The following is a 25,677-nucleotide window of genomic DNA, read 5'->3' as shown; positions in this document are numbered from 1 at the left end:
CGCCTCAGCGTGTCTGGCACAGTCCGGAGACGGTTTTCACCGTGTTCAGACTCTGCTGTGGGTTATCCGGAAGATGAAAATGCAGCCTGCAGCTCTGCGACTGGTTGTTCACGACCCAGCTCACCGCCAGGGTCCCCTCCTGCGGTACACCGCTGAGGTACACCTGGCCGCCGTCAGCCACCATGCCGCCCGGCGGATTGCCGCTCTCCTCCGCCGTGACCAATTGCGCGCTGGCGCCAAACGGTAACGGCCCCTGGGCATTGCGGAGGGTAAACAGCACCCGGTTGCCAATGTGGGTCCGGTAGTTGTCCATCACCACCGCGCCGCCGCTGGGGATCACCGTCTGCCCCTGCTGGTCGACGTCGGTATCATCCGCCATCGACTCCGTGTCGAGGGTAATGACATTTTTCCGATAGGCGGTGAGGGACGGCACCACGGCATAGCCGCGCCAGTCGGTGTGCACATTGTTGCCGTTTTGTACCGCCACCCCGGCGGCCCCCGGCGCGCGGACGATGGCGAAGCTCTCACCCACCGTCTGGCCGAAAGTGACCCCGTGCGGATGCGCGACCACCGAGCCGGCGCCTCCCCAGGTCAGCTGGTTGCTGGCGGCGTCATGGCGATAGCCAAGCTGGGCGTTGCCGAAGCCGCCGTGGTAGTCGAGAGCAGCGCTGCTATTGCTGCCTCGTCCCTGATTGCCATAGCCCTGCTGAACCGAGTAGAACAGGTTCGGCCGCGACGGCACCGCGCCATACAGCGACACCTGCTGCGAGGTATAGCCATTGCTGTCCGAGGTGGTGTTGTAGCTCACCGCGCTGTCGGACAGCGGACCACCCAGCGGAATATTGATATTGAAAGACCAGGAGCGATCATTTTTTTGCTGACCGCTGGCGCGGGTGTAGTAATAGCCCACACCCCAGGAGATCCCTTTCCAGGCGCTGTAGAACCCGAGATGTACCGTCTCATCCCGGCTCTGCCGGTGCCAGTATTCCTGCGACCAGGCGGAAACCGCCAGACTCCCCAGATCGCCAAGGCTTTGTGACACCGAGATCTCTTCCCGTCGGCGCCGGTTGTCCACCTGCCCCTGCGCGCTTTCCAGGGCGCTGGCTTCGGCAAAATCGTAATAGCCGCTGGAGGAGTAGCGATAGCTGGCGAGGCTGAATGCGGTGCCCGAGCTGACAAAATTTTTCTGATACTGAGCGCGCAGCGAATGGCCCGTATAGCGCTTGCCCGACGGCGTACGGGTGACGGCCTGGGTGACATCCCCTCCCAGCGATCCGAACTCGCCAAAACCGCGGCCCAGGCCCAGCGCCCACGCCTGATAGTCCCGGGCCAGCTGCGTACCACCGTAGAGGGTGAATCCCGCCGTCAAACCGTAGAACAAAGTGCCCTGCAGAAATTCCGGCGAGCGCACCGACTCCCCCCCGGAGTGGTAGCGGCCGGCGCTGAGACTGAATTTGCCGCGCCCTTCGCGCAGCATATATGGCACCGCGGAATAGGGCTGGGTAAAGGTACGCACCACGCCATTGCTCTCGGTCACCTTCACCTCCAGATCGCCGCTCTGCGAGGTGGGGTAGAGATCGCTGATGGCGAATGCCCCCGGTGACACAAAGGTCTCGTAGATCACATACCCGTGCTGAGAGACGGTCACTTTGGCATTGCTGTGCGCCACGCCACGAATAGTGGGGGCAAAGCCACGCTGGCTGTCCGGGAGCATCTCATCGTCAGACATCAGCTGTACGCCGCGAAACTGTATGCTGTCAAACACATCGCCGGTGGTATAGGTATCGCCGATCCGCAGCAAGCTCTTCAGCGAGCGGACATCGCGCTGCAGCCAGGTGCTCTGGGTATCCCAGTGCCGGCGCTGCTGGTCATACTGCATTGAGGAGATGTTGCGCAGTCGCCAGGCGCCCAGGTTGAGGCCGCTGCGTAAATTGAGATAGTTTGAGCGGCTGCTCTCCCCTTCGTCGGCGTTCTTTATTTGCGCGCCGGAAAAATAGTAATCGACAAACGCGGCCGGCACGCCATCGTCCCAGCGCGACGGATCGACATAGCCGCGGCTTTGCACGTTCATCGCCGCCTGGGGAATACTCAGCGTCAGGCGCTGGTTAGCGAAGGTGAAGCGGCTGCTGGCGTCGGGAATAAACTTCTCGATCCGGGTGAAGGTCTCACCCTCATGCAGCGTTTGAAAAGCCGGAAACGCGCTAACGTTAACCCCATAATCCGCCAGCTGCCCGGGCGTCAGCACCGGCTGCAGCTGCCCGCCATCGTCAACAAAGGTGATATTGGCCTGGCCCAGCTCCTGGTCGTTAACCACCACGGTGACAGGATAAGTCCCCGGCTGCTGCCCGCCGGGTTTGGCGAAGTAGTGCAGATCGGAGGTTTGCTGCTGCGGGTCGGCAAACTCCAGCGCCGCCGGATCAAAATAGTCGTCGGCCAGCGCCCGGCTCAGCGGGCTGAGACAGCACATCATCGTCGGCAGCGTCGCCAGCGCCAGCGCCCGTCCGGCGGTGACGGGCAACGCGGCATACTCCCGCACCCTGGCTGTTGTTATTCTTTTCATGCTGGCGCCGTCCGGTAAGCTCATCACAAAGGGGAATTACTGCTGGGCGTAATCGCTGACGCCGCCGTAGTCGTTAATCGCCCGCCATTTGACGGTGCCGTGCCCGCTCACCGGCCACGTTTTCTCGCCAAAGGGGGCCACCATGCCAGGCTCGTCGATTGCCTTCCCGCCCACCTCGACGGCGTAAAAAGAGACAAAATAGGGAGTGGGGTTGGCCACCGTCAGATGACCGCCGGACTGGCTAAACTTCAGCTGCTGCCAGGCTTTAGCCGGGTCGCCCGCCAGGCCGTTGGGGCGATAAAAGATTTTGAATTTCGACTTAATATTGACCTGCAGCTTGTTCACCTCGCCCTTGGGCGTCGGGGCGATACTTTTGACGTTCAGCCAGTAGACCGATTCACGGTCGCTGGGCAGCGAGGCGCCAATAAAGTTAATGCGCAGGACGTTATTTTGCTCCGGATCGAGACGGAATAAGGGCGGCGTAACAATAAAGGGCACCTTGGCCTTATCGTTTTCCGCATAATTTTCCACCCACGACTGCACCAGATAGGGCGTATGGGTATCGGCATTAGTGACTGAAATAGCGGCTTCACGCTTCCCTTCCTGATAAATCACACGGGTTCCACCCATGACAATACCGGCCTGCGCTGCCGTGGAGCACAGCAGAAAGGCCGCAACGGCAATTATTTTCTTCATCATGACTTACCATCAGGTAAAGGTTGAACAGACTATAAAATAAAGCAGGGAATATCAGAGCCAGTACCCGTCGGGATAATTAGCAAAAACAACTATACCGTCACGAATATAGTTCGTGACTTTATGACAATTATCACTTTAGCTATCTGCAATTAATCAGGACGCAGTGGACTGACTCTGAATAGCGCGCAATATGATTAGTTATAAATCATATTGAAATTAGCCGTACCGTTGGCATCGCCAGCCGTCACCGCACCGGTGGAGATATAGTCGGCGAAAAACTCGAGGTCGGCAGTGCCGGTGCCGGCAGTCGCGCCCGCAACGACATTTTTGGCTTTCGACACTTTGCCGAGGCTGACCGCCGTAGACTTGTCATCTTCATACAGCTTGATCGCCACGCCAGCGGCGCCGCCGGTGGTCGCCAACAGCGTGTTATCAGACTGATCGCGCGCGCCGTCAAACAGCACCGCAACATTTGTCACGCTGGCAGGGCAATCTTTTACTTTGATATGGAAAGGCGTTTTGGTGGTTTCAAAACCTGTGCTGGTAAAATAGGTGCTGGCCCATTTGCCCAGATCAACCTTCTGGCCATTAGAACTACTATCGACGTTGCAAGAGCTGTCGGTGATTGACCCATTGAAGATGACCTGCCCGCCGGCGCCTTCCGAACTGGTGCCCGAGTCAGGATTGATAGTGTTGGCCGCGGTAGCCTGCAAGGCTACGCCAGAAAGCAGCGCTCCTATGAGGATGGTTATAAAGCGAGGTTGTTTTTTCATTATTTATCTCATCGTTAACGAACATATTTTCCATCATCGACAATAGCCCTAAAGCTATCACGAAACGGCTCGTCAGCTCCTCCCTGTAAATGTACGTTGCGTTCCTTCCGCAGGATATTAGGCACATCCCCCTCTACTCTGCATTATTTCGCCAATAGATGGCCATGAATAACAAACAGAAGAAAAAAGAGTTATTTTGATGTGCGAAATAAATATATTACCCGAAGTATCAAAAGGCAACCCGGGAAGATGTTAACTATAAGTTAATAGCTATGTTCGCCATATATTTAATTTTTGAAATGGCTTTTCAATGTTAATTTACATATCTATACAAAAGAAATTCAAATACCTTTAAACAACAACAGATCAATTCAATTAACAAATTTAAAGACAATTATTCAAAAATTCGTCTTGTTTTATTGTGCGCTCGTCAGAGCGTACACAAAAATTAGGAATTTTCCTGGTATCAATATTCATAATTTCTACACAAACGACGCCAGGGTGCGCCACCTCCACCCGCTAATCCCTTATTATGGAAGTGTTTTTATTTTCAAGTGAAAGCCAATACATAAGTGACATAAATACATGGGCGCTGCCGCCGGCAAAATAGCCACCCTCTTCGAATGGTTATTTTGAAGTTAAAAAAAATCCGCAACCCGAATGGATTGCGGACTGAGGATCGGTCAGAAATGAGATGGACTTCAGAACAGGCCCAGCGGCGCGGTGCCGTAGCTCACCAGCAGGTTTTTGGTTTGCTGATAGGCATCCAGCGCCATCTTGTGCGTTTCCCGCCCGACGCCGGACTGTTTATAGCCGCCGAACGCCGCATGCGCCGGGTAGACATGATAGCAGTTGGTCCACACGCGACCGGCTTTAATGCCGCGACCCATGCGATAGGCGAGGTTGGTATCCCGCGTCCACACCCCGGCGCCGAGACCAAACTGGGTCTCATTGGCGATAGCCAGCGCTTCCGCTTCGTCCTTAAAGGTGGTCACCCCGATCACCGGCCCAAAGATCTCCTCCTGGAAGGAGCGCATATCGTTGCGACCTTTAATCAGCGTAGGCTGAATATAAAAGCCATTATCCAGCGCCGGCGCGATAGCCGCCCGCTCGCCGCCGGTCAGAATTTGCCCACCCTCTTCCCGGGCAATCTGAATATAGGAGAGGATCTTGTCGAACTGCTGGCGGGAAGCCTGAGCGCCGATCATAGTGTCGGTATCTAACGGATCGCCGCGGCGGATCTGCGCCACCTTCTCCATTACCCGTGCCATAAAGGGCTCATAGATGGATTCATGGATCAGCGCCCGCGACGGGCAGGTACAGACCTCACCCTGGTTGAAGAAGCCGAGCACCAGCCCCTCCACCGCCTTCTCAATAAATTCCTCTTCTCCGTCCATCACGTCGGCGAAGTAGATGTTGGGCGATTTCCCCCCCAGCTCGACGGTGCAGGGGATAATATTTTCCGCCGCGCAGGCGAGAATATGCCGCCCGACCGGCGTGGAGCCGGTAAACGCCAGCTTGGCGATACGCTTGCTGGTGGCCAGCGCCTCGCCCGCCTCTTTGCCGAAACCCTGCACCACGTTAAGCACCCCGGCCGGGAACAGATCGCCGATCAGCTCCAGCAGCAGGGTAATGCTTAGCGGCGTCTGTTCCGCCGGCTTGAGCACCACGCAGTTCCCCGCCGCCAGGGCCGGGGCCAGCTTCCACGCGGCCATCAGCAGCGGGAAGTTCCACGGGATAATCTGTCCGACCACCCCCAGCGGTTCATGGAAATGATAGGCCACCGTGGTTTCGTCAATTTCGGCGGTACTACCCTCCTGGGCGCGCAGGCAGCCGGCGAAGTAGCGAAAATGGTCGACCGCCAGCGGCAGGTCGGCGTTAAGCGTTTCGCGGATCGGTTTCCCATTGTCCCAGCTCTCCGCCACCGCCAGATATTCCAGATGCTGTTCAATACGATCGGCGACCTGCAGCAGCAGCCTGGAGCGCTGTTGCACTGAGGTTTTACCCCACGCCGGCGCCGCGCGATGGGCGGCGTCGAGGGCGAAGTCAATGTCTCTGGCATCCGAGCGGGGAAACTGCGCAATGTTGCTGCCGTCGACCGGCGAAGTATTCATAAAGAATTCACCGCTCAGCGGCTCGACAAATCTACCGTCAATGAAGTTGCCGTAAGCCGATTTAAATGAAACCACGGCGCCGGGCTGGCCAGGATGTGCATAACGCATCGCAAATCTCCTTCTGTAGGGTTGAGACGCAGCGGCATATTGATTTTTTAAATTTGCCGCCGAACGCTTCTCACTTTGCAGGGGTTATGCCAGTTTTTTATTTTCTTTAAATATTTTTATTTATTAATACGTTGCCTTCACTAACCGAGCAGATGGTCAGCCACTGTCGCACGGGTTTCCACTTATGTGTTGCAAATCGCAACACCAAATAAACCAAATGGCTACAATATTGCAACACAGCAACATCGACCCAGAGGTGCCCTGTGGCAGGCAATCCCTTTCTTCTCGCACCAGAGGTTAATGCGAATCCCCTGCTGAGCGATTCGTGGTCTCGCTGCCAGCGCTACGGGCTGGATCCCGCCACCGAGGATTTTCCCCGCCTCGGCGCCGGCGAGCTGGCGGACCGGCTCGCCAGCCACCGCGGCCTGCAGCAGCTGGCGCAGCCGGTGGTGGAAGCCCTGTCGCGCCAGGTCGCAGACCTGCAGTCGGTGGTGATCCTTTCCGACCCCGACGGTCTGGTGCTGCATACTCTCGGCGATACCCAGGCGCTGCAAAAGGCCCAGCGCGTGGCGCTGGCTCCCGGCAATCTGTGGAGTGAAAGCGGGCGCGGGACCAACGCCATCGGCACCGCGCTGGCGATTGACGATGGCTGCGAGATCGATGGCCGTCAGCACTTTCTTACCCGCAACCAGAATCTGTACTGCGCGGCGATGCCGCTCCAGCGACCGGACGGAAGCATCGCCGGGGTGCTGGATATCTCCGGCCCGGCGAATTTTCCCCACCAGCACACCTTTGGCTGGGTAAAAGCGGCGGCAAAGCAAATTGAATATCTGTGGGTGAAACAGAGTCTGCATCCTGAGCAGTGGCTGATGAGCCTGCACCGGCAGGTGGACAAACTCGACAGCGTCGAGGAGCTGCTGCTGGTCTTTTCCGACAACGTCCTCACCGCCGGCAACCGGCTGGCGATGCGCGAGTTCGGCCTGAGCGCGGCGCAGTTTGGCCAGCTCACCTTTGCCTCGCTTTTTCCGACGCTGACGCAAACGGCGGTCAGCGTCCCGCTGCCGCTGACCACGCCGCAGGGCCGCTACCACTATCGCCTGCGGGCGCCCACCCGCCGCCGGGTGGCGGTAAGCGCCCCGCCGGCCATGCATCTCCCCTTTACCAGCCCGCGCGAAGGCGAAAAGCTGCTGCGGCTGCTCAACGCCGGCATCGCCCTGTGCATTGAAGGAGAAACCGGCAGCGGCAAAGAGTATGTCAGCCGCACGTTGCACCGGCACAGCCGCTGGCGCAGCGGTAAATTTGTCGCCATTAACTGCGCCGCCATTCCGGAATCGCTGATCGAATCCGAGCTCTTCGGCTACCAGCCGGGGGCGTTTACCGGCGCCAGCAAAAATGGCTATATCGGTAAAATCCGCGAGGCTGACGGCGGGGTGCTGTTTCTTGATGAGATCGGCGATATGCCGCTGGCGCTGCAGACCCGCCTCCTGCGCGTCCTGCAGGAGAAAGAGGTCGCTCCGCTGGGCGCCAGCCGCAGCGTGCCGGTGAATTTCGCCTTGATCTGCGCCACCCACCGCAACCTGACCCAGCGGGTCAGCGCCGGAGAATTCCGTGAAGATCTGCTGTGGCGCCTGCGGGAATACGCCCTGGCGCTGCCTCCGCTGCGCGAGTGGCCGGCGCTGGAAACCTTTATCGCCACCCTGTGGCACGACCTGGGCGGTGCTTCACGCCGGGTGACGCTTTCAAACGCGCTGCTGGTTCACCTCAGCCAGCTGCCGTGGCCGGGAAACGTACGCCAGTTGCAGAGCGTCCTGAAGGTAATGCTGGCTCTCGCCGATGAGGGCGACACGCTGACGCCCGACGCGCTGCCGGAGGCGTATCGCGCCGCGCCTGCGCCGTTGCCGCGCGGGGGATTGCAGGCCCATGATGAGCAGTTGATTGTCGATACCCTGGCCAGGGTCAACGGCAACGTCAGCCGGGCGGCGCAGATACTGGGTATCGCCCGCAGCACGTTGTACCGCCGCGCCGCCCGTGCCGGACGGCCTCGTCGCTGAGGCTATGGCGTAAAGCGCGCCGGTAGCTTGCACACTGTCGGAAAACCTCCGCCGCCATAGATGGCGGTTATTTCTCTCTGCGCTAACCATGTGTTGCGGTAAGAGGCAGCCCTTCCCGCAGGGCATCGATCGCCGCCCGCGTTTTTTGCGGCAGCCACGGCCCCTCCGGCCATACCGCGTGGATGGCGAAACGCACCTGAGCGCTGGACGCCAACACCTGCTGCAATGTCCCATCGGCAAGCGCCTGCGCCACCAGCCAGTCCGGCAGCCAGGCGATGCCCATCCCCTGCTGCACTGCCGCCGCGATGGCGGCAAAATCATCCTGTATCAGCCACGTCTGCGGACTGAAGCGCACTTCGCCCTGCTGCGGGTCATACAGTTGCCATTTTTGCAGCTGGCCGTTGTGCAGATAGCCGAGGGTACGGTGCTCGTTCAACCCGGCAATAGTCTGCGGCGCTGGCTGCTGGCGCAGGTACTCCGCCGCCGCGCACAGCACCATACCATGCTCTCCCAGCGCCCGGGCCCGCAGCGACCCGGTATCGGCCAGGCTCCCGATACGCACCGCAAGATCAAACCCCTCCTCCAGCAGATTGACCTGCCGGTCGCTGTAGTGGAGCTCGAGCTTCAGTAACGGATAGCGCTGGCTGAGGCGGAACAGCAGCGGTGCCACGCAGCGCTGGCCAAACAGCACCGGCAGCGACACCCGCAGCCGCCCCTGCACCTCATCTTTGCCGCGCAGCAGCGTCTCTTCGGCCTCGCGGATGCGCTCCAGCGCTTCCCGGCACTGGAGATAGAATTGCTCCCCCTCTTCCGTCAGCAGTTGCCGTCGGGTGGTACGCTGGAATAACGCCACGCCGAGACGCGCTTCCAGCCGGGCAATGGTTTTTCCCACCGCCGAACGCGTCACATGGAGGATCGCCGCCGCGCTGGCAAAGTTGCCGCTCTCGACCACGGTGACAAATACCGGGATCGCATTCAGATCGTCGCGCACAGATTGGTTCCTTACGGGATACAATAGGGAAAAATAATGTCACTCCTGCGACAAAAAAGACAGTGTTAGTCTTTGCTTCTATCTTTCATTTGAGGCACTCATCATGGCTAACGTTCTGGTTTTAAAATCCAGCATTAATGGCGAAACATCCCTGACCAATCAGTTGATTAACGAATTTCTCGCGGCGCGCCAGGCGGCGGGACACGGCGATCGGCTCACCGAACACGATCTCAGCGCCATGGCGCTGCCAACGCTGGATCGCCCCCTGTTCGCTGCCCTGCGCGGGGCAGTGGATCCGCAGCCTGCTATCCGCGAGGCGGTCGCCCTCTCCGACCAGCTTATCGCCGAGTTAAAGGCCAGCGACCTGCTGGTGATCGGCGCGCCGATGTATAACCTCAACGTCCCGACCGATCTAAAAAAATGGTTCGACCTCGTGGCGCGGGCGCGGGAAACCTTTCGCTACACCGAGAGCTGGCCGCAGGGGCTGGTGGAGGGCGTCCGGGCGGTGGTCGTCAGCAGCCGCGGCGGTATTCACCAGGGAGAAACTACCGATGCCGTCACGCCCTATCTGCGCGCGGTACTGGGGCTGATGGGGATCCAGGAGGTGGAATTTATCTATGCCGAAGGGCTGGACAATCGCCCGCATGGTCGCGACGCCGGGATCGCCAGCGCCCGGGCGCAGATTGCCCGCCTCGCCGTTCCGGCCTGAGTCGTGGAGAAATTGTGCTGGCGCTGGCGGCCTTTTTATTTTAGAGTTATCTAAATTTAGACAAAGCTAAAATAAATGACCACACCTGAAGACCTGCAGGCCCGCGCCGGAGAAGCCGCCGCGCTGATGAAAGCGATGAGCAATCCTCACCGATTGCTGATCCTGTGCATGCTGTGCGATGCGCCCAGGGCCAGCGCCGGCGAACTCGCCCGGGCTACAGGGCTGAGCCCCTCCGCCACCTCGCAACACCTCGCGCGGATGCGTGACGAGGGGCTGATCGACAGCGAGCGCGACGCCCAGCGTATCCACTATTTCATTACTCACCCTGCGGTACAGCAGGTGATCAATACGCTGAAAACGCTCTATTGCCCGTGAGGATCCTATGACCATCGCCACCTTAACTCCCGCCGAGGCCCAGGCGCAGATTGCCCAGGGCGCCAGACTGATTGATATCCGCGATGCGGATGAATATGCGCGCGAACATATCCCCGATGCCGAGCTGGTGCCGCTCGCCACTCTGACCAGCGGTGCGCCCCTCAATGCCCGGGCCGGAGAGACGGTCATCTTTCACTGCCAGGCGGGTTCCCGGACGCAGAATAATGCGATTCGTCTGGCCGCGGCCGCCGCGCCGGCGCAGACCTGCCTGCTGGCAGGAGGAATTCAGGCGTGGAAAGCCGCGGGGTTGCCGGTAGTGGAAGATTCATCGCAGCCGCTGCCGCTGATGCGCCAGGTGCAAATTGCCGCTGGCGTCCTGATTTTACTGGGGGTGCTGCTGGGCTATACCGTTAACGGCGGCTTTTTCCTGCTCAGCGGCGCGGTCGGCGCCGGGCTCACCTTCGCCGGCGTAACCGGCTTTTGCGGCATGGCGCGTCTGCTGGCGACCATGCCGTGGAACCGGCGCCAGGGGGTTAAAACGCGCTCCAGATAAGCCAGGCAATGCCGCCGAAGAGCAGCCATTTGACGATGTAATAGACCGTCTTATTCCATTTTTTCAACCGCTTACCAACAATACGGATCTGGTAAATATAGCGAAACGCCCGGTTAATCCCGCCGGTGCGATCGCCGATATCGTTGGGCGCCGAAGCGGCGCTCATCAGATGGCGTCCCAGCCAGTGGTTAACTTTCTGCGCCCAGCGGTAGCGCATCGGCCGTTCAATATCGCAGAACAGAATCAGGCGATTCTCACCACTGGTATTTTCCGCATAGTGGATATAGGTCTCATCAAACAGCACGCCTTCTCCATCGCGCCAGCTGTAACGCTGGCCATCCACCTCGATAAAGCAGCGGTCATCGTTCGGCGTTGCCAGGCCCAGATGAAAGCGTAGCGAGCCGGCGTAGGGGTCACGATGGCGCGGCAGACGGCTACCGTCCGGCAGAGTGGCGAACATAGCCGCTTTCACCGACGGGATATCGCGCAGCAGCGCGGTAGTTTGCGGACAGAGCTGGCTGGCGGAAGGATGGGCATCCTCATACCATTTCAGATAAAAGCGTTTCCAGCCGGTTTTGAAAAATGAGTTAAACCCGGCATCGTTATATTTATCGGCCGCTTTAATCTGCTCCAGCTGCTGAAGGTGGAGACCTTCGTCGCGAATAACCTGCCAGTTTTGCTGCAATATCGCCAGCTCGGGAAACATCTCCGGCCGCAGATAAGGCGTATTCGGCACGCGGGAAAATAAATACATAAATCCATTCAGCGGCGCGGTAAATGTGGAATGGTCGGAGAGCTGCCGCCAGAAACGATAGCGCACCCGTCCGCGGTAATGGACATACAGTACAGCAATAACAATGATCAACAGAATGATATACTTCATGGTGTCTTTCCTGACCTGATTGGTGGTAACCCTACCCTCGCCGTCCCCCTTTCTCAGCAGCGGTATGGCGCCAGCAAAACATTAACAATGTTAATACATATAACTCCAAATTGTTTTAACAAAAAACAGCACGCCCGGTGTTCAGTGAGCGGGCGTTGAGCTATGGTTTAGGTTTATCCATGGTGTTAACAGTGAGGAGTGAATTATGTTTGCTGTCGGCGATCAGGTACAACCCCGAGCGGGCGGACCAAAACTGAAAGTGGTGGAAGTGCAAGGGGAGCAACTGGTGGTGGTTCAGGCCGCACAGGAGCAGGGAGAGCGCTATTCGCTGAAGTCGGACGAGGTCACGCCGTATCAGGAAGAGGGAGACTTCGGCGTCTGCTAAAGCCCCTCGCTTAAAGTTGTAAGGCCAGGCCGCTGGGTCTCTCACCACCGGCCTGGCGCTGGCCCGAAGGCGTTAAATTAAAAAGCTATCCAGCGATTTACCCTGGGCGACAGCCTCGGCAATCGGCTTCGGCATTCTTCCCTGTCCGGTCCAGGTTTTCTCTGCGCCAGTATGATCGGTATAACGATATTTCGCCGGGCGCGGTTGACGCTTTTTGCCTCCCGCCTTAGGCGGCTGAATATCGGCCACCAGCTCGTCAGGAGAAATACCGTCGGCGCGCATCAGCTCAAGCCAGGTATTCACTTTCTCCTGATATTCAGCCTGCTGCTGAGCTGCCTGCTGCTGTTGCGTACGTTTTTCTTCAGTGACGATCCTGAGCTTTTCCAGCATTTCTTCAAGCACGTCAATGGAGAATTCACGGGACAGGGCACGCAGTGAACGGATATTATTCAGTTTGTGTAACATTGAAGACATAAAATTAAAAAATTCCAAATAGCAAATTAAAAGATACAACGCGGCAAGTGTAATAGAAACGTTTATTTATTTCCAGCCTTCGGTTGTCCAGATAAATATATAAGGTGGATATTAGCGGTTATCCCCTGAAGCTATATTGGCAAATACCTGAGCCTTTTTCATAAGCACAGGCAAAAAAGAGAGTGAATAAATAAAAAAGGCAGAATGACGGGAAAAACCACCGTTCTCGCCAGGAATATTAGCTTTATGGTCAGCGGGTTACCTGCTGTTCATACGCGGCCGCACTGATACATACCTTTGGCCACAGTGAATAGTTAATCAGAAAATGGGAATAAAACAACAATTCGCAATTCAGAATTTTTCACCATAAAAACGCGACTTACGGCATAAAAAATCCTAAAAGAGAGCGGAATCACACACTCGCGTGATGTTGCGCCATGGTTGGCTATCAGGCGCCGTTCCCTCGGCCAGTCTCGATTTCGCAATCAAGAGTAACACATTGATAAATATTGATATTTTCAAAAACAGGAATAAAAGTAGCGTAACGAACAAAAAACAAACCAGCGCAGAGTATTTTATCGACAAAAAGGCGATAAATAAAAATTTATAGCTAGTTGCCACTTTTAATGCAGAGATATACTCTACGCACATCAAAACAGGCAGCCCAAAAACGCTATACCAACGCGCATTTTTCGGCGTTAATGACTTCATTTTCGAGGAGCACTCCGATGTTCTCTGCGCACTCCCGCTTGCGGCATGCGGTTGCAGACACCTTTGCGATGGTGGTTTACTGCACCGTCGTCAACATGATGATCGAAATTTTTCTCTCTGGTATGACGTTTGAGCAGTCGTTATCGTCGCGTCTGGTGGCGATCCCGGTCAACATTATTATTGCCGTACCCTATGGGATTTATCGCGATTTCGCCATGCGTCAGGCCCGGCGCATCAGCCCGGCCAGGTGGATGAAAAATATGGCCGACGTGCTGGCCTACGTCACCTTTCAGTCGCCGGTGTATGTCGCTATTCTGTGGAGCGTGGGTGCTGACTGGCACCAGATTGTCGCCGCGGTGAGCTCGAACCTGGCGGTATCGATGATGATGGGCGCCGCCTACGGTTACTTCCTCGACTATTGCCGCCGCCTGTTCCGCGTGGCGCCCTATCAGCAGGCGAAAGCCTGACCAACGCGTTAGCAGCGACTGGCTCTGCCAGTCGCCCCTTCCCACCAGCCCGCCTCGCCTGGATCCTTAAATGCCTATCGCCGTATTAATTCGTCGACATTGCCGGCTGGGCTTCGCCAAATAGCCCATTCAGAAAACGCTCAAGCGCCATGCGTGAGCTAAATCCATGCGGAATACCATAATGTTGTTGCGCATCCCCGGCTAAATACAGCGGAAACTGTTCATAATGATCACAGGTTTTGATATCTGAAGCCGGTTCGGCCAGCATATTGCTGCGCTCTTTTAACGCCGGATGAATAACTAACGCTGTTCGCCCCATGCGCGCTTCGCGGTTCACATAAACATAATTATCGCCGCGGCGATAGCCGTACGCTTTTTGCGTCACAACATCCATGGTGAAGCCGGCTTTTTCAAGAACACGCGCCACCTCATCGGGTCTTAAATACATACTGATTCCTCGTTATCTTTTACCGCACATTGACCTTACCTTATTCATTAAGGACAGTGCTTTCGGAAAATTCCAGAAACCACAACAGTAAGCATAATTCAAAATCTTGTCCTACACTTACTCACTCGATGGAATTAAGGGAGATAACGATGGCTAACCATGTGAACCGCAACAATTTTGACGAGAACGCCGAAGATATTCATAACGATGTCAGCCAATTAGCGGATACGCTGGAAGAGGTGCTGAAATCATGGGGCAGTGACGCCAAAGAGGAAGCGGAAGCGGCGCGTGTCAAAGCGCAGTCGCTGTTAAAAGAGACTCGTGCCCGCCTTAATGGCCACAACCGGGTGCAGCAGGCGGCGCTGGATGCGCGCCAGGCAGCGTGCGATGCGCTGGGCTGTGCCGATACCTACGTGCGCAATAAACCGTGGCACAGTGTGGGCGCCGCCGCCGCCGTCGGGGTATTTATTGGCGTATTGCTCAATTTACGTCGATAATAGCTTAAGCGTCGGCTGCCGCCGCGCGATTGGCGCGCGGTAGCCCGCGAGTTTTACGGAAGGCAATGAAGATAACAAATACGCGTCAGCCCCTGCGCGCCTCTGGCCGCAGGGGTTTTTCTGCTTCCCCTACTTAAGCGCCATCAAATCGCGATCGCCTCTCTCAGCCGTCGGGCAAGTCCGTCAGCCATCGCCGGCGAACGTATATTGGTAAAACTCATCAATAATCCCCCCTCGCCCGCGTGGCGAATCCGCCAGTCGCTCAGCGCCTGCACCGCCAGCCCGGCCACAACCGCCCGCCGCGCGAGCAGCCGATCGTCGCCGCTGACCGACATAACCAGTTGAATTCCCCCCAGCTGCGGCGTGACCTGAAAGCCCTGCGCCTGCAGAGCCGACTCCAGCCACTGTCTACGCTGGCTATAGCTGGCACGCATTTTCTTCAAATGACGCCAAAAATGTCCCTGCTGGATAAAATCCGCCAGCGTCTGCTGCCACAGGGTGGGAACGGTGCAGGACTGGCGCTCCGCGGTCTGGTGAAAACGCGCCACCAGCGGGGTCGGCACCACCAGCCAGGCGGTGCGCAGCGCCGGGAACATCGACTTACTGAAGGTGCCCGCGTAGATGACCCTCTGCGGCGCATCAAGGCTTTTCAGCGGCGGCAGCGGTTTGCCGTGATAGCGAAACTCGCTATCGTAATCGTCCTCAATGATCCACGCGTCGCGCTCCGCGGCCCACGCCAGCAGCTGGCGGCGTCGGGGAAGCGACAGCGCGACCCCCAGCGGACTCTGATGGGCTGGTGTGAGCAGGGCAAATCGCGCCTGCGGGTGATGACGCTGGCCCCAGCCGACGTCCATCCCTTCGTCGTCCACCGGAATCGCATCCACCGCCAGCTGCCCAGCCTCGACGACCGGCCGGATAAAGGGATACCCCGGATCTTCCATCCACATATGCTGTCCCGGCTGCGCCAGGGTACGCAGGATAAGGTTCATGGAGGCGGCATAGCTGCCGGTGATCAACACCTGATCCGGCTGACAGTCGATACTGCGCGACAGGCGTAGATAATCGACGATAGCCTGGCGCAGAAGCGGATCGCCGCCGGGATCGCCGGGTGCAAGATCGAACCGCGACTGCGTCCGCAGCCGACGCCCCATCACCCGCGCCCACTGCCCGCGCGGAAAGAGATCCAGCGCCGGCAGCCCCATCTGAAACGGCAGCGGCTCCGTCGGCGCGGCCGGTTGCACTGGCGGTACCGGCGCCAGCTGGCGCGGGCTGAGCCGCTCGCTGACAAAGGTCCCCGCCTGCCCACGCCGCTCGAGCCATCCCTGGGCGACCAGCTCTCCCCAGGCGTTTTCGATGGTCGCCCGGGAGACGCCCTGCTCCTGAGCGTACACCCGGCTGGCGGGCAAACGGCTGCCCGGGGTCAGTTCGCCACGTTCAATCGCCGATTTCAACTGGCGGGCGATACGCTGATAAAGCGGGAGGTTAATCGCTTCCATTATGGTCTGCTTTTTTCGTCACAATATGGCTATCTTTTGCAGACCATTATAGTGGTATTTTGGCTGCCGTCTTAGAGAGGAGAACACCATGAACCAATTACGTCAGCCATTCAGTGAACTGAGCCCGGAAGTCTATAAAGGGCTGGTACAGGCCAGCATCGCGCTGGAGAAAAGCGAGCTGGGCAACGCCCTGGTAGAGCTGGTTTATTTACGCGTCTCGCAGATCAACGGCTGCGCCTTCTGTCTTGAGAAACATAGCCAGGCGCTGCGCAAAGGCGGCATGGCGCAAAGCAAACTGGATGCCCTTGCGGGCTGGCGGGTAAGCGCCCACTTTACTCCGGCCGAACGCGCGGCGCTGGCTTGGGCCGAGTCGGTCACCGACATTGCCACCAGCCATGCGGAAGATGAGGTTTACCAGCCGCTGCGCGAACATTTTACCCCGCGTCAGATAAGCGATCTGACCTTCGCCGTCAGTCTGATGAACGCCTTTAACCGCCTCGCCGTGGCCATGCGCCTGTAGTTCCGCACAGCCTCCCCCCTCCTCCGCCGATCTATCCCGGCGGGGGACTCGCTTACCAAAAACGCTATATATTGAGTGGTTGAAGTTTTAAATAACTACATCTAGTATTTCCTTATCGAATGGCCCACTACGTTCGACGCTATGTTTAGCGCCGTGCTGTTATCTTAAATGGAAATACGAATCATGCGCATTATTATTTACACTCGAAATGACTGCGTGCAGTGCCATGCCACCCGGCGAGCCATGGAGAGCCGGGGACTGGCCTTTGAAATGGTCAACGTCGACCAGCAGCCGGATGCCGCCGACACCCTGCGCGAGCAGGGATTTCGCCAGCTGCCGGTGGTGATCGCCGGTGAGCTGCGCTGGAGCGGCTTCCGCCCGGATATGATCAATCGCCTGCGCCCCTCCTTTACGGCGGCCAGCGCATGAGCCTCATCGTCTACTTCTCCAGCCGTTCGGAGAATACCCATCGCTTTGTGCAGCGCCTGGGGCTGCCGGCGGTGCGCATCCCGCTGAACGAGCGTGAACATCTGCGGGTAGACGAGCCCTATATTCTCATCGTTCCCAGCTATGGCGGCGGCGGCACCGCCGGCGCGGTACCGCGTCAGGCGATCCGCTTTTTAAACGACGTGCATAACCGCCAGCTGATCCGCGGAGTGATTGCCGCCGGCAATCGCAACTTTGGCGACGGCTGGGGGCGTGCCGGAGATGCCATCGCGCAAAAATGCGCCGTGCCCTATCTCTACCGCTTCGAGCTGATGGGAACCCCCGACGATATCAACACCGTGCGTAAAGGAGTCAGCGAATTTTGGCAACGACAACCGCAGAACGTATAACCGCCGCCGTGGATTTTCACGCCCTCAACGCGATGCTGAATTTGTACGACAGCGAGGGCCGCATCCCGTTTGAGAAAGATCGCCAGGCGGTTGAGGCCTTTATGGCGACCCAGGTTCAGCCCAACGCCCTCACCTTCCCCAGCCCGGAGGATAAGCTCAGCTGGCTCGTCAGCGAGGGCTATTACGATCCGCAGGTGCTGGCCGGCTATGACCGCGGGTTTGTGCTGGCGTTGTTCGCCCATGCCCGGCGCGCTCCGTTTCGCTTTCAGACCTTCCTCGGCGCCTGGAAGTTCTATACCAGCTATGCGCTGAAGACCTTTGACGGCAAGCACTACCTCGAGGATTTCGCTGAACGCAGCGTGATGGTGGCCCTGACGCTGGCCCGGGGCGATGAACAGCAGGCGCGGCAGCTGACGGAGGAGATACTCAGCGGCCGCTTTCAGCCCGCCACACCGACCTTCCTTAACGCTGGCAAACAGCAGCGCGGGGAGCTGATCTCCTGCTTCCTGCTGCGTATTGAGGATAATATGGAGTCCATCGGCCGGGCGGTGAACTCGGCGCTACAGCTGTCGAAGCGCGGCGGCGGGGTGGCCTTTTTACTCTCCAACCTGCGCGAGGCCGGGGCGCCGATCAAGCGCATCGAAAACCAGTCTTCTGGGGTAGTGCCGGTGATGAAGATGCTGGAGGACGCCTTCTCCTATGCCAATCAGCTCGGCGCCCGCCAGGGGGCGGGTGCGGTCTGGCTGCATGTTCACCATCCCGATATTTTACGCTTTCTTGATACCCGGCGTGAAAATGCCGATGAGAAAATCCGCATCAAAACCTTGTCGCTGGGGGTGGTGATCCCTGATATCACCTTCCAGCTGGCGAAAGAAGATGCGCAGATGGCCCTGTTCTCGCCTTATGACGTCGAACGGCTGTACGGTAAACCTTTCGCCGATTGCGCCATCGGCGACCTCTATCCGCAGCTGGTGGCCGACGAGCGGGTCCGCAAGCGCTGGATCCGCGCCCGCGACCTGTTCCAGCGCCTGGCGGAGATCCAGTTTGAATCCGGCTACCCGTACATCATGTTTGAAGACACCGTGAACCGCGCCAGTCCGGTGGCCGGGCGGGTCACCATGAGCAATCTGTGTTCGGAGATCCTGCAGGTCAGTACGCCGTCCGCCTATAATGAAGACCTCAGCTATGCGCATATCGGGGAAGATATCTCCTGCAACCTCGGCTCGCTGAACATCGCCCATACCATGGACTCGCCGGATTTCGGCCGCACAATCGCCACCGCGGTGCGCGCCCTGACCGCCGTGTCCGACATGAGCGACATTCAGTCGGTTCCCTCGGTGGCGGCCGGCAACGCGGCCTCCCACGCCATCGGCCTGGGGCAGATGAATCTGCACGGTTACCTGGCGCGGGAAGGCATTGCCTACGGCAGCCCGGAAGGGCTGGACTTCACCAATATCTACTTCTACACCGTGACCTGGCACGCGCTGCACACCTCGATGCAGTTGGCCCGCGAGCGCGGCCAGCGCTTCGCCGGCTTCGAGCAGTCGCGCTACGCCAGCGGGGCGTACTTCGACAAATATCTGCAGGAGGAGTGGCAGCCGAAAACCGAACGGGTGCGCGCGCTGTTCGCCCGCGCCGGCATCTCTCTGCCCGACCGGGAAAGCTGGCGCCAGCTGCGCGACGATGTCATGCGCTATGGCATCTACAATCGCTATCTGCAGGCGGTGCCGCCCACCGGCTCGATCTCGTACATCAACCATGCCACCTCCAGCATTCACCCGATCGTCTCGAAGATTGAGATCCGCAAAGAGGGGAAAACCGGGCGAGTGTACTACCCCGCGCCATTTATGAATAACGACAATCTGGCCCTCTACCAGGATGCGTATGAGATAGGGCCGGAGAAGATCATTGACACTTACGCCGAGGCGACGCGCCACGTCGACCAGGGGCTGTCGCTGACCCTGTTCTTCCCCGATACCGCCACCACCCGCGATATCAACAAGGCGCAAATTTACGCCTGGAAGAAAGGCATCAAGACGCTCTACTACATCCGTCTGCGCCAGCTGGCGCTGGAAGGCACTGAAATTGAAGGCTGCGTGTCCTGCGCGCTGTAAGGAGAACAGGATGACCCATTTAACGCGCGTCAGCGCAATCAACTGGAACCGCATTGATGACGATAAAGATCTTGAGGTCTGGAACCGTCTCACCAGCAACTTCTGGCTGCCGGAGAAAGTGCCGCTGTCGAACGACATTCCCGCCTGGCAAACCCTCAGCGCGGCGGAGCAGCAGTTGACCATTCGCGTCTTTACCGGATTGACCCTGCTCGACACCATTCAGAACACCGTCGGCGCCCCGGCGCTAATGGCGGACGCCTTAACCCCGCATGAGGAGGCGGTGCTGTCGAACATCAGCTTTATGGAGGCGGTTCATGCCCGCTCTTACAGCTCCATCTTTTCCACGCTGTGCCACAGCAAGGAGGTGGATGCCGCCTTCGCCTGGAGCGAAAGCTGCGATCCTCTGCAGCGCAAGGCGCAGCTGATGCTGGGTTACTATCAGGCCGACGAGCCGCTGAAGAAAAAAATCGCCAGCGTGTTCCTCGAATCCTTTCTCTTCTACTCCGGCTTCTGGCTGCCGATGTACTTCTCCAGCCGGGGAAAGCTGACCAACACTGCGGATCTGATCCGCCTGATCATTCGCGATGAAGCGGTGCATGGCTATTACATCGGCTACAAGTACCAGAAAGGACTGGAGATCGTCAGCCCCGGCAAGCGCGAAGAATTGAAAAATTTCGCCCTCGATCTGCTGATGGATCTTTACGACAACGAACTGGCCTACAGCCGGGAGCTGTACGGCGAGAGCGGCTGGTTCGACGACGTCAGCGCTTTCCTGTGCTACAACGCCAACAAAGCGCTGATGAACCTCGGCTACGAGGCGCTGTTCCCGGCGGAGATGGCGGCGGTCAATCCGGCAATCCTCGCAGCGCTGTCGCCCAACGCCGACGAAAACCATGACTTTTTCTCCGGTTCCGGCTCCTCCTACGTGATAGGAAAAATGGAAGAGACCGCCGACGACGATTGGGACTTTTAACCGTACTTTCACCAGGAATATCGCAGGCGGATTCCTGGTGATTAATTTCACAAAATAGCGTTTAATCCACCAAATATTCTCTCCATGACCTAACCGTCATCACTTCGTCATATTTAGCAGAAAACCGGTCCATTTCAGTCGAATTATCCAAAGATAATCAAAAAATATTACCAACAACAAATTACCGCCCAGCCCTTATATCACGGGGGCTTAGCCACAGTTGTCCCCATCTGATTTTGCCGAGAGTTTGCCATTGAGGGTTGTCACAGAATCTGAGTATGTTAGGGTGTAAAAAGATCATAATCACCATCGGGTATCATATCGCAATAAACAAATAACAGGAACTTCTCTATTGCATGGCAATTAAATTAGAAATCAAAAATCTTTATAAGATATTTGGCGAGCATCCACACCGTGCTTTCAAATATATTGAGAAAGGACTCAACAAAGCGCAAATACTGGAAAAAACGGGGCTGTCGCTTGGCGTCAAAGATGCCAGTCTGGCCATTGAAGAAGGCGAGATATTCGTCATCATGGGGCTCTCCGGCTCGGGGAAATCCACCATGGTTCGCCTTCTCAATCGCCTGATTGAACCCACCCGCGGCCAGGTGCTGATTGACGGGGTCGATATCGCCAAAATGTCGGATGCCGAGCTGCGCGAGGTGCGTCGCAAGAAAATTGCGATGGTTTTTCAGTCCTTTGCGCTGATGCCGCACATGAGCGTGCTCGACAACACGGCGTTTGGTATGGCGCTTGCCGGCGTTCCCGCCGCCGAACGAGAGCAAAAAGCCCGGGAGGCGCTGCGTCAGGTGGGGCTGGAGAATTATGCCCACGCCTGGCCGGATGAACTCTCCGGCGGCATGCGCCAGCGCGTCGGTTTAGCTCGCGCCCTGGCGATTAATCCCGATATTCTGTTAATGGATGAAGCCTTCTCTGCGCTCGATCCGCTCATTCGTACCGAAATGCAGGATGAGCTCATCAAATTACAGGCGAAGCATCAACGCACTATCGTCTTTATTTCCCATGACCTTGATGAAGCCATGCGAATTGGCGATCGTATCGCCATTATGCAAAATGGCGAAGTGGTCCAGGTCGGCACTCCGGATGAAATATTAAATAATCCGGCCAATGATTATGTACGCACCTTCTTCCGCGGCGTGGATATTAGCCAGGTATTCAGCGCGAAAGATATTGCCCGCCGCAGCCCGGTTGGCCTGATTCGTAAAACGCCTGGTTTTGGCCCCCGTTCGGCGCTGAAATTATTACAGGATGAAGACCGGGAATATGGCTATGTCATAGAGCGCGGTAATCGCTTTGTCGGGATTGTCTCGATTGATTCTCTGAAAACAGCCCTCAGCGCCGGGCAGGGGATCGAGGCGGCGCTGATTGACGCCCCGCTGGCGGTGGAAGCGCAAACCCCGCTCAGCGATCTGCTCTCCCACGTCGGCCACGCTCCGTGCGCCGTGCCGGTAGTGGATGAAGAACAACAATATATTGGCATCATTTCCAAACGGATGTTGCTCCAGGCTTTAGATCGCGAGGGGGTGAATCATGGCTGATCAGACCAATCCATGGGGCAGCGCCCCGTCAACCGACAGCGCCGCGCAGGCTGCCGACGCCTGGGGTGGCGCCTCTACTGCCGCGCCGGCTAATGGCGGCGGCGCCGACTGGCTGCACAGCGCCCCGGCGCCGCAGCCGGAACAGTTCAATATCATGGATCCGTTCCATAAGACCCTGATCCCGCTCGACAGCTGGGTGACCCACGCCATCGACTGGATCGTGCTGCACTTCCGTCCGCTGTTCCAGGGGATCCGCGTGCCGATCGACTACATCCTCAGCGCCTTCCAGCAGCTGCTGTTGGGGATGCCGGCGCCGGTGGCGATTATCGTCTTCGCGCTAATCGCCTGGCAGATCTCCAGCCTCGGCATGGGGGTCGCCACTCTGGTATCGCTGATTGCCATCGGCGCCATCGGCGCGTGGTCGCAAGCCATGGTCACTCTGGCGCTGGTCCTCACCGCCCTGCTGTTCTGCATGGTTATCGGCTTGCCGCTGGGGATCTGGCTAGCGCGCAGCCCGCGGGCGGCGAAAATCATCCGCCCGCTGTTGGATGCCATGCAGACCACGCCGGCGTTCGTCTATCTGGTGCCGATCGTGATGCTGTTCGGCATCGGCAACGTACCGGGCGTGGTGGTGACGATTATCTTCGCCCTGCCGCCGATCGTCCGTCTGACCATCCTCGGGATAAACCAGGTGCCTGCGGATCTGATCGAAGCGTCGCGCTCATTTGGCGCCAGCCCGCGCCAGCTGCTGTTTAAGGTGCAGCTGCCGCTGGCCATGCCCACCATTATGGCCGGGGTTAACCAGACCCTGATGCTGGCCCTGTCGATGGTAGTGATCGCCTCGATGATCGCCGTCGGCGGCCTCGGCCAGATGGTGCTGCGCGGTATCGGTCGCCTGGATATGGGCCTGGCGACCGTCGGCGGGGTGGGGATCGTGATCCTGGCGATTATTCTTGACCGCCTCACCCAGGCCGTCGGTCGCGACGCCCGCAGTCGCGGCAACCGCCGCTGGTACACCACCGGCCCGCTGGGGCTTATCACTCGCCCTTTCTGTCGATAAGTCGATAACAGCGCCGCTCCCCCCGGGAGCGGCCCTTCCCGTTAAACAATAAGAGGAACCACCATGCGACATAGTACGATGTTGGCCACCGCCGCCTTTGCCACCCTGCTCGCCACCAGCGCCTTCGCCGCCGACCTGCCGGGTAAAGGGATTACGGTGAAGCCCGCTCAGAGCACTATCTCCGAAGAGAGCTTCCAGACCCTGCTGGTCAGTCGCGCGCTGGAGAAGCTGGGCTACACCGTCGAGAAACCCAGCGAAGTGGACTATAACGTTGCCTATACGTCGATTGCCGCCGGAGATACCACCTTTATCGCCACCAACTGGCAACCGCTGCACGATGACATGTACGCCGCGGCGGGCGGTGATAACAAATTCTATCGCAAAGGAGTGTACGTCTCAGGCGCCGCCCAGGGCTATTTGATCGACAAAAAAACCGCTGAGCAGTACCACATCACCTCCATCGATCAGCTCAAAGATCCGCAGATCGCCAAACTGTTTGATACCAACAATGACGGTAAAGCGGATCTCACCGGCTGTACCCCAGGATGGGGCTGCGAAGCAGTGATTAACCATCAGATTGACGCCTATGGCCTGAGCAAAACCGTCACCCATAACCAGGGCAACTACGCGGCGATGATGGCCGACACCATTGCCCGGTATAAAGAGGGTAAACCGGTGCTCTACTACACCTGGACGCCGTACTGGGTTAGCGACGTGCTGAAGCCTGGCAAGGACGTCGTCTGGCTGCAGGTGCCGTTCTCCTCCCTGCCGGGCGAGCAGAAAAACATCGACACCAAACTGGCCAACGGCGCCAACTATGGCTTCCCGGTGAACACCATGCACATCGTCGCCAACAAAGCCTGGGCGGAGAAAAATCCGGCCGCCGCCACTCTGTTTAGCGTCATGAAGCTGCCGATCGCCGACATCAACGCCGAGAATGCGATGATGCATGAAGGCCATGCTTCCGAAGCCGACATTAACGGCCACGTTGATGGCTGGATCAAAGCCCACCAGCCGCTGTTCGACAGCTGGGTGAAAACCGCCCTCGCCGCGCAGCAGTAAACCCGCTCACGGATAAGGCCCAGCGCCTTATCCGGCCCCCTTGCCCCTTTCTCGTGGCCAGGTCATAGAAAAGCGATTCCAGGAATTTCCATAGTGTTAAGGCGCATCGCGCTCTGTTAAGGTGGAGACATCGGTCAAATTGCCACCTTCACATGGATCCAGCGATAAGTTATTCATATGGAAAACCCCGCGCCCTTAACCTGTGCCTTACCTGAACGCGTCGCCACCGTCGGCGAAGGCGTCAAAGACAGTCTCCCCATCGTCATCAGCTACCTTCCGGTGGCATTCGCCTTCGGACTCAATGCCACCCGGCTGGGCTTCACCCCACTGGAAAGCCTGTTCTTCTCCTGCATTATTTACGCCGGCGCCAGCCAGTTTGTGATCACCGCCATGTTGGCCGCCGGCAGTTCGCTGTGGGTCGCCGCCCTGACGGTAATGGCGATGGATGTCCGCCACGTGCTGTATGGCCCCTCATTGCGCAGCCGCATTCGCTCAGCGCTGGATAAAAAGAAAACCGCCCTCTGGGCCTTCGGCCTGACCGATGAGGTTTTCGCCGCCGCTACCGCCAGGCTGGTTCGCGATAACCGCCGCTGGAGCGAAAACTGGATGCTCGGTCTCGCTTTTACCTCGTGGGCATCGTGGGTGTGCGGCACGCTGGCCGGCGCCTGGTCCGGCAACGGCCTGCTGGTGGATTATCCGGCGGTGGAAGCCGCCCTCGGCTTTATGCTGCCGGCGCTGTTTATGAGCTTCCTGCTGGCCTCTTTCCAGCGTCAGCAGTCACTCTGCGTCACGGCGGCGCTGGCGGGCGCGCTGGGCGGCATTTTGTTATTTTCCATTCCGGCGGCGATCCTCGCCGGAATTGTCTGCGGGTGTCTGACGGCGCTGCTTCAGGCCATGCTCAAGGGGATGCCGGATGAACAGTGAAGTCCTTCTGCTCGGGGTGATAGTCGGCGGCGTCAACTATCTCTTTCGCTATCTTCCTCTGCGTTTGCGCGCCGGCCACGCCCGTCCTGCCCGCCGCGGCCCGGTCAGCGTGCTGCTGGATACTATTGGCATCGCCTCGATTTGCGCGCTGCTGGTGGTCTCCAGCGTGCCGGAGATCCTCGCCGATGCCCATCGCCTGGCGCCGACGCTGACCGGCTTCCTGGTGCTGGGGGCCGCCTTCTGGAAAACCCGCAGCATCATTGTCCCGACCCTGCTGTCGGCGTTTGCCTATGGTCTGGCATGGAAAATCACCAACGGGCTCTAAGCTTTACGTA

26 protein-coding genes are annotated in these 25,677 nt (G+C 58.2%); 17 read left to right on the top strand and 9 right to left on the bottom strand.

All coding sequences use genetic code 11. From position 1 onward, the window contains the following. Positions 1 to 4: 4 nt before the first annotated feature. From IB144_RS05595 to IB144_RS05580, 4 genes are all read right to left on the bottom strand, one after another. Positions 5 to 2,560 carry a fimbria/pilus outer membrane usher protein gene (locus IB144_RS05595; RefSeq protein ID WP_065888514.1) on the bottom strand — a complete coding sequence of 852 codons (2,556 nt, stop codon included), beginning with the start codon at positions 2,558 to 2,560 and terminating at the stop codon, positions 5 to 7. A 36-nt stretch (positions 2,561 to 2,596) separates the two neighbouring features. Beyond that, positions 2,597 to 3,259, bottom strand: coding sequence for a molecular chaperone (locus IB144_RS05590; protein WP_032418427.1), 663 nt, complete (start codon positions 3,257 to 3,259; stop codon positions 2,597 to 2,599). A 194-nt stretch (positions 3,260 to 3,453) separates the two neighbouring features. Further along, positions 3,454 to 4,032 (bottom strand): fimbrial protein, encoded by a 579-nt coding sequence (locus IB144_RS05585; RefSeq protein WP_032418426.1) that lies wholly within the window; start codon positions 4,030 to 4,032, stop codon positions 3,454 to 3,456. 701 nt (positions 4,033 to 4,733) lie between these two features. After that, positions 4,734 to 6,254 (bottom strand): aldehyde dehydrogenase family protein, encoded by a 1,521-nt coding sequence (locus tag IB144_RS05580; RefSeq protein ID WP_004174747.1) that lies wholly within the window; start codon positions 6,252 to 6,254, stop codon positions 4,734 to 4,736. Between the two features lie 263 nt (positions 6,255 to 6,517). Here IB144_RS05580 and IB144_RS05575 point away from each other — a divergent pair, with 263 nt between their 5' ends. Continuing rightward, positions 6,518 to 8,305, top strand: coding sequence for a sigma-54-dependent Fis family transcriptional regulator (locus IB144_RS05575; RefSeq protein ID WP_023301553.1), 1,788 nt, complete (start codon positions 6,518 to 6,520; stop codon positions 8,303 to 8,305). An 82-nt stretch (positions 8,306 to 8,387) separates the two neighbouring features. Here IB144_RS05575 and IB144_RS05570 read toward each other — a convergent pair whose 3' ends face one another. Continuing rightward, complete coding sequence (locus IB144_RS05570) at positions 8,388 to 9,296, bottom strand: LysR family transcriptional regulator (RefSeq protein ID WP_032418424.1); 909 nt, start codon at positions 9,294 to 9,296, stop codon at positions 8,388 to 8,390. 103 nt (positions 9,297 to 9,399) lie between these two features. On the opposite strand from IB144_RS05570, the gene IB144_RS05565 reads away from it, so the two are divergent. The 3 genes from IB144_RS05565 to IB144_RS05555 all read left to right on the top strand — a co-directional run bounded on the left by IB144_RS05565 (position 9,400) and on the right by IB144_RS05555 (position 10,933). Beyond that, positions 9,400 to 10,005 (top strand): NAD(P)H-dependent oxidoreductase, encoded by a 606-nt coding sequence (locus tag IB144_RS05565; RefSeq protein WP_004212889.1) that lies wholly within the window; start codon positions 9,400 to 9,402, stop codon positions 10,003 to 10,005. Positions 10,006 to 10,080: 75 nt separating this feature from the next. Continuing rightward, on the top strand, positions 10,081 to 10,380 hold the full coding sequence (locus IB144_RS05560; protein ID WP_002914277.1) for a metalloregulator ArsR/SmtB family transcription factor: 300 nt from the start codon (positions 10,081 to 10,083) through the stop codon (positions 10,378 to 10,380). Between the two features lie 7 nt (positions 10,381 to 10,387). Continuing rightward, positions 10,388 to 10,933, top strand: coding sequence for a rhodanese family protein (locus IB144_RS05555; protein ID WP_002914279.1), 546 nt, complete (start codon positions 10,388 to 10,390; stop codon positions 10,931 to 10,933). Here IB144_RS05555 and lpxO read toward each other — a convergent pair. Continuing rightward, positions 10,914 to 11,816: a lipid A hydroxylase LpxO gene (gene lpxO, locus IB144_RS05550; RefSeq protein ID WP_002914281.1), complete on the bottom strand. Its 903-nt coding sequence runs from the start codon at positions 11,814 to 11,816 to the stop codon at positions 10,914 to 10,916. The two genes, IB144_RS05555 and lpxO, sit on opposite strands and share 20 nt — an antisense overlap. Positions 11,817 to 12,021: 205 nt before the next feature. On the opposite strand from lpxO, the gene IB144_RS05545 reads away from it, so the two are divergent. Next, positions 12,022 to 12,201 (top strand): hypothetical protein, encoded by a 180-nt coding sequence (locus IB144_RS05545; RefSeq protein WP_032418423.1) that lies wholly within the window; start codon positions 12,022 to 12,024, stop codon positions 12,199 to 12,201. A gap of 72 nt (positions 12,202 to 12,273) precedes the next feature. Here IB144_RS05545 and stpA read toward each other — a convergent pair whose 3' ends face one another. Continuing rightward, complete coding sequence (stpA, locus tag IB144_RS05540; RefSeq protein ID WP_002914287.1) at positions 12,274 to 12,675, bottom strand: DNA-binding protein StpA; 402 nt, start codon at positions 12,673 to 12,675, stop codon at positions 12,274 to 12,276. Between the two features lie 728 nt (positions 12,676 to 13,403). On the opposite strand from stpA, the gene alaE reads away from it, so the two are divergent. Continuing rightward, positions 13,404 to 13,853, top strand: coding sequence for an L-alanine exporter AlaE (gene alaE / locus IB144_RS05535; RefSeq protein WP_002914289.1), 450 nt, complete (start codon positions 13,404 to 13,406; stop codon positions 13,851 to 13,853). An 85-nt stretch (positions 13,854 to 13,938) separates the two neighbouring features. Here the strand turns inward: alaE and IB144_RS05530 are convergent, their stop codons facing one another. After that, positions 13,939 to 14,301, bottom strand: a complete 363-nt coding sequence (locus tag IB144_RS05530) for a DUF2002 family protein (protein WP_002914291.1) — start codon at positions 14,299 to 14,301, stop codon at positions 13,939 to 13,941. 149 nt (positions 14,302 to 14,450) lie between these two features. On the opposite strand from IB144_RS05530, the gene IB144_RS05525 reads away from it, so the two are divergent. After that, complete coding sequence (locus IB144_RS05525; protein ID WP_002914293.1) at positions 14,451 to 14,798, top strand: DUF883 domain-containing protein; 348 nt, start codon at positions 14,451 to 14,453, stop codon at positions 14,796 to 14,798. 143 nt (positions 14,799 to 14,941) lie between these two features. Here IB144_RS05525 and IB144_RS05520 read toward each other — a convergent pair whose 3' ends face one another. Then, positions 14,942 to 16,294, bottom strand: coding sequence for a PLP-dependent aminotransferase family protein (locus IB144_RS05520; protein WP_004149442.1), 1,353 nt, complete (start codon positions 16,292 to 16,294; stop codon positions 14,942 to 14,944). 88 nt (positions 16,295 to 16,382) lie between these two features. On the opposite strand from IB144_RS05520, the gene IB144_RS05515 reads away from it, so the two are divergent. The 10 genes from IB144_RS05515 (at position 16,383) to ygaH (ending at position 25,667) form a co-directional block, all read left to right on the top strand. Then, positions 16,383 to 16,814, top strand: coding sequence for a carboxymuconolactone decarboxylase family protein (locus tag IB144_RS05515; RefSeq protein WP_004145727.1), 432 nt, complete (start codon positions 16,383 to 16,385; stop codon positions 16,812 to 16,814). 183 nt (positions 16,815 to 16,997) lie between these two features. Beyond that, on the top strand, positions 16,998 to 17,243 hold the full coding sequence (gene nrdH, locus IB144_RS05510) for a glutaredoxin-like protein NrdH (protein WP_002914320.1): 246 nt from the start codon (positions 16,998 to 17,000) through the stop codon (positions 17,241 to 17,243). Beyond that, on the top strand, positions 17,240 to 17,650 hold the full coding sequence (gene nrdI / locus IB144_RS05505) for a class Ib ribonucleoside-diphosphate reductase assembly flavoprotein NrdI (protein WP_149358880.1): 411 nt from the start codon (positions 17,240 to 17,242) through the stop codon (positions 17,648 to 17,650). The genes nrdH and nrdI overlap by 4 nt, the downstream gene beginning before the upstream one ends. After that, positions 17,623 to 19,764: a class 1b ribonucleoside-diphosphate reductase subunit alpha gene (nrdE, locus tag IB144_RS05500; protein WP_025862143.1), complete on the top strand. Its 2,142-nt coding sequence runs from the start codon at positions 17,623 to 17,625 to the stop codon at positions 19,762 to 19,764. The genes nrdI and nrdE overlap by 28 nt, the downstream gene beginning before the upstream one ends. 10 nt (positions 19,765 to 19,774) lie before the next feature. Further along, a complete protein-coding gene (nrdF, locus tag IB144_RS05495) occupies positions 19,775 to 20,737 on the top strand; it encodes a class 1b ribonucleoside-diphosphate reductase subunit beta (protein WP_002914327.1) in 963 nt (320 codons plus the stop codon). A 356-nt stretch (positions 20,738 to 21,093) separates the two neighbouring features. After that, positions 21,094 to 22,296 (top strand): glycine betaine/L-proline ABC transporter ATP-binding protein ProV, encoded by a 1,203-nt coding sequence (proV, locus tag IB144_RS05490; protein ID WP_002914328.1) that lies wholly within the window; start codon positions 21,094 to 21,096, stop codon positions 22,294 to 22,296. Continuing rightward, positions 22,289 to 23,356: a glycine betaine/L-proline ABC transporter permease ProW gene (proW, locus tag IB144_RS05485; RefSeq protein WP_004174727.1), complete on the top strand. Its 1,068-nt coding sequence runs from the start codon at positions 22,289 to 22,291 to the stop codon at positions 23,354 to 23,356. Before proV ends, proW begins: the two co-directional genes overlap by 8 nt. Positions 23,357 to 23,419: 63 nt before the next feature. Beyond that, positions 23,420 to 24,418: a glycine betaine/L-proline ABC transporter substrate-binding protein ProX gene (gene proX, locus IB144_RS05480; RefSeq protein WP_002914330.1), complete on the top strand. Its 999-nt coding sequence runs from the start codon at positions 23,420 to 23,422 to the stop codon at positions 24,416 to 24,418. A 177-nt stretch (positions 24,419 to 24,595) separates the two neighbouring features. Then, on the top strand, positions 24,596 to 25,342 hold the full coding sequence (locus IB144_RS05475) for an AzlC family ABC transporter permease (protein ID WP_002914333.1): 747 nt from the start codon (positions 24,596 to 24,598) through the stop codon (positions 25,340 to 25,342). Further along, on the top strand, positions 25,332 to 25,667 hold the full coding sequence (gene ygaH / locus IB144_RS05470; RefSeq protein ID WP_004174712.1) for an L-valine transporter subunit YgaH: 336 nt from the start codon (positions 25,332 to 25,334) through the stop codon (positions 25,665 to 25,667). Before IB144_RS05475 ends, ygaH begins: the two co-directional genes overlap by 11 nt. The last annotated feature ends 10 nt before the right edge of the window (positions 25,668 to 25,677 follow it).

The sequence above is a fragment of the Klebsiella sp. K4 genome (assembly GCF_014596785.2).
In the GTDB taxonomy this organism is placed as follows: Bacteria; Pseudomonadota; Gammaproteobacteria; order Enterobacterales; family Enterobacteriaceae; genus Klebsiella; species Klebsiella pneumoniae.
The sequence above is the reverse complement of the archived record's forward strand: the minus strand, read 5'-3'. Positions and strand labels throughout refer to the sequence as shown.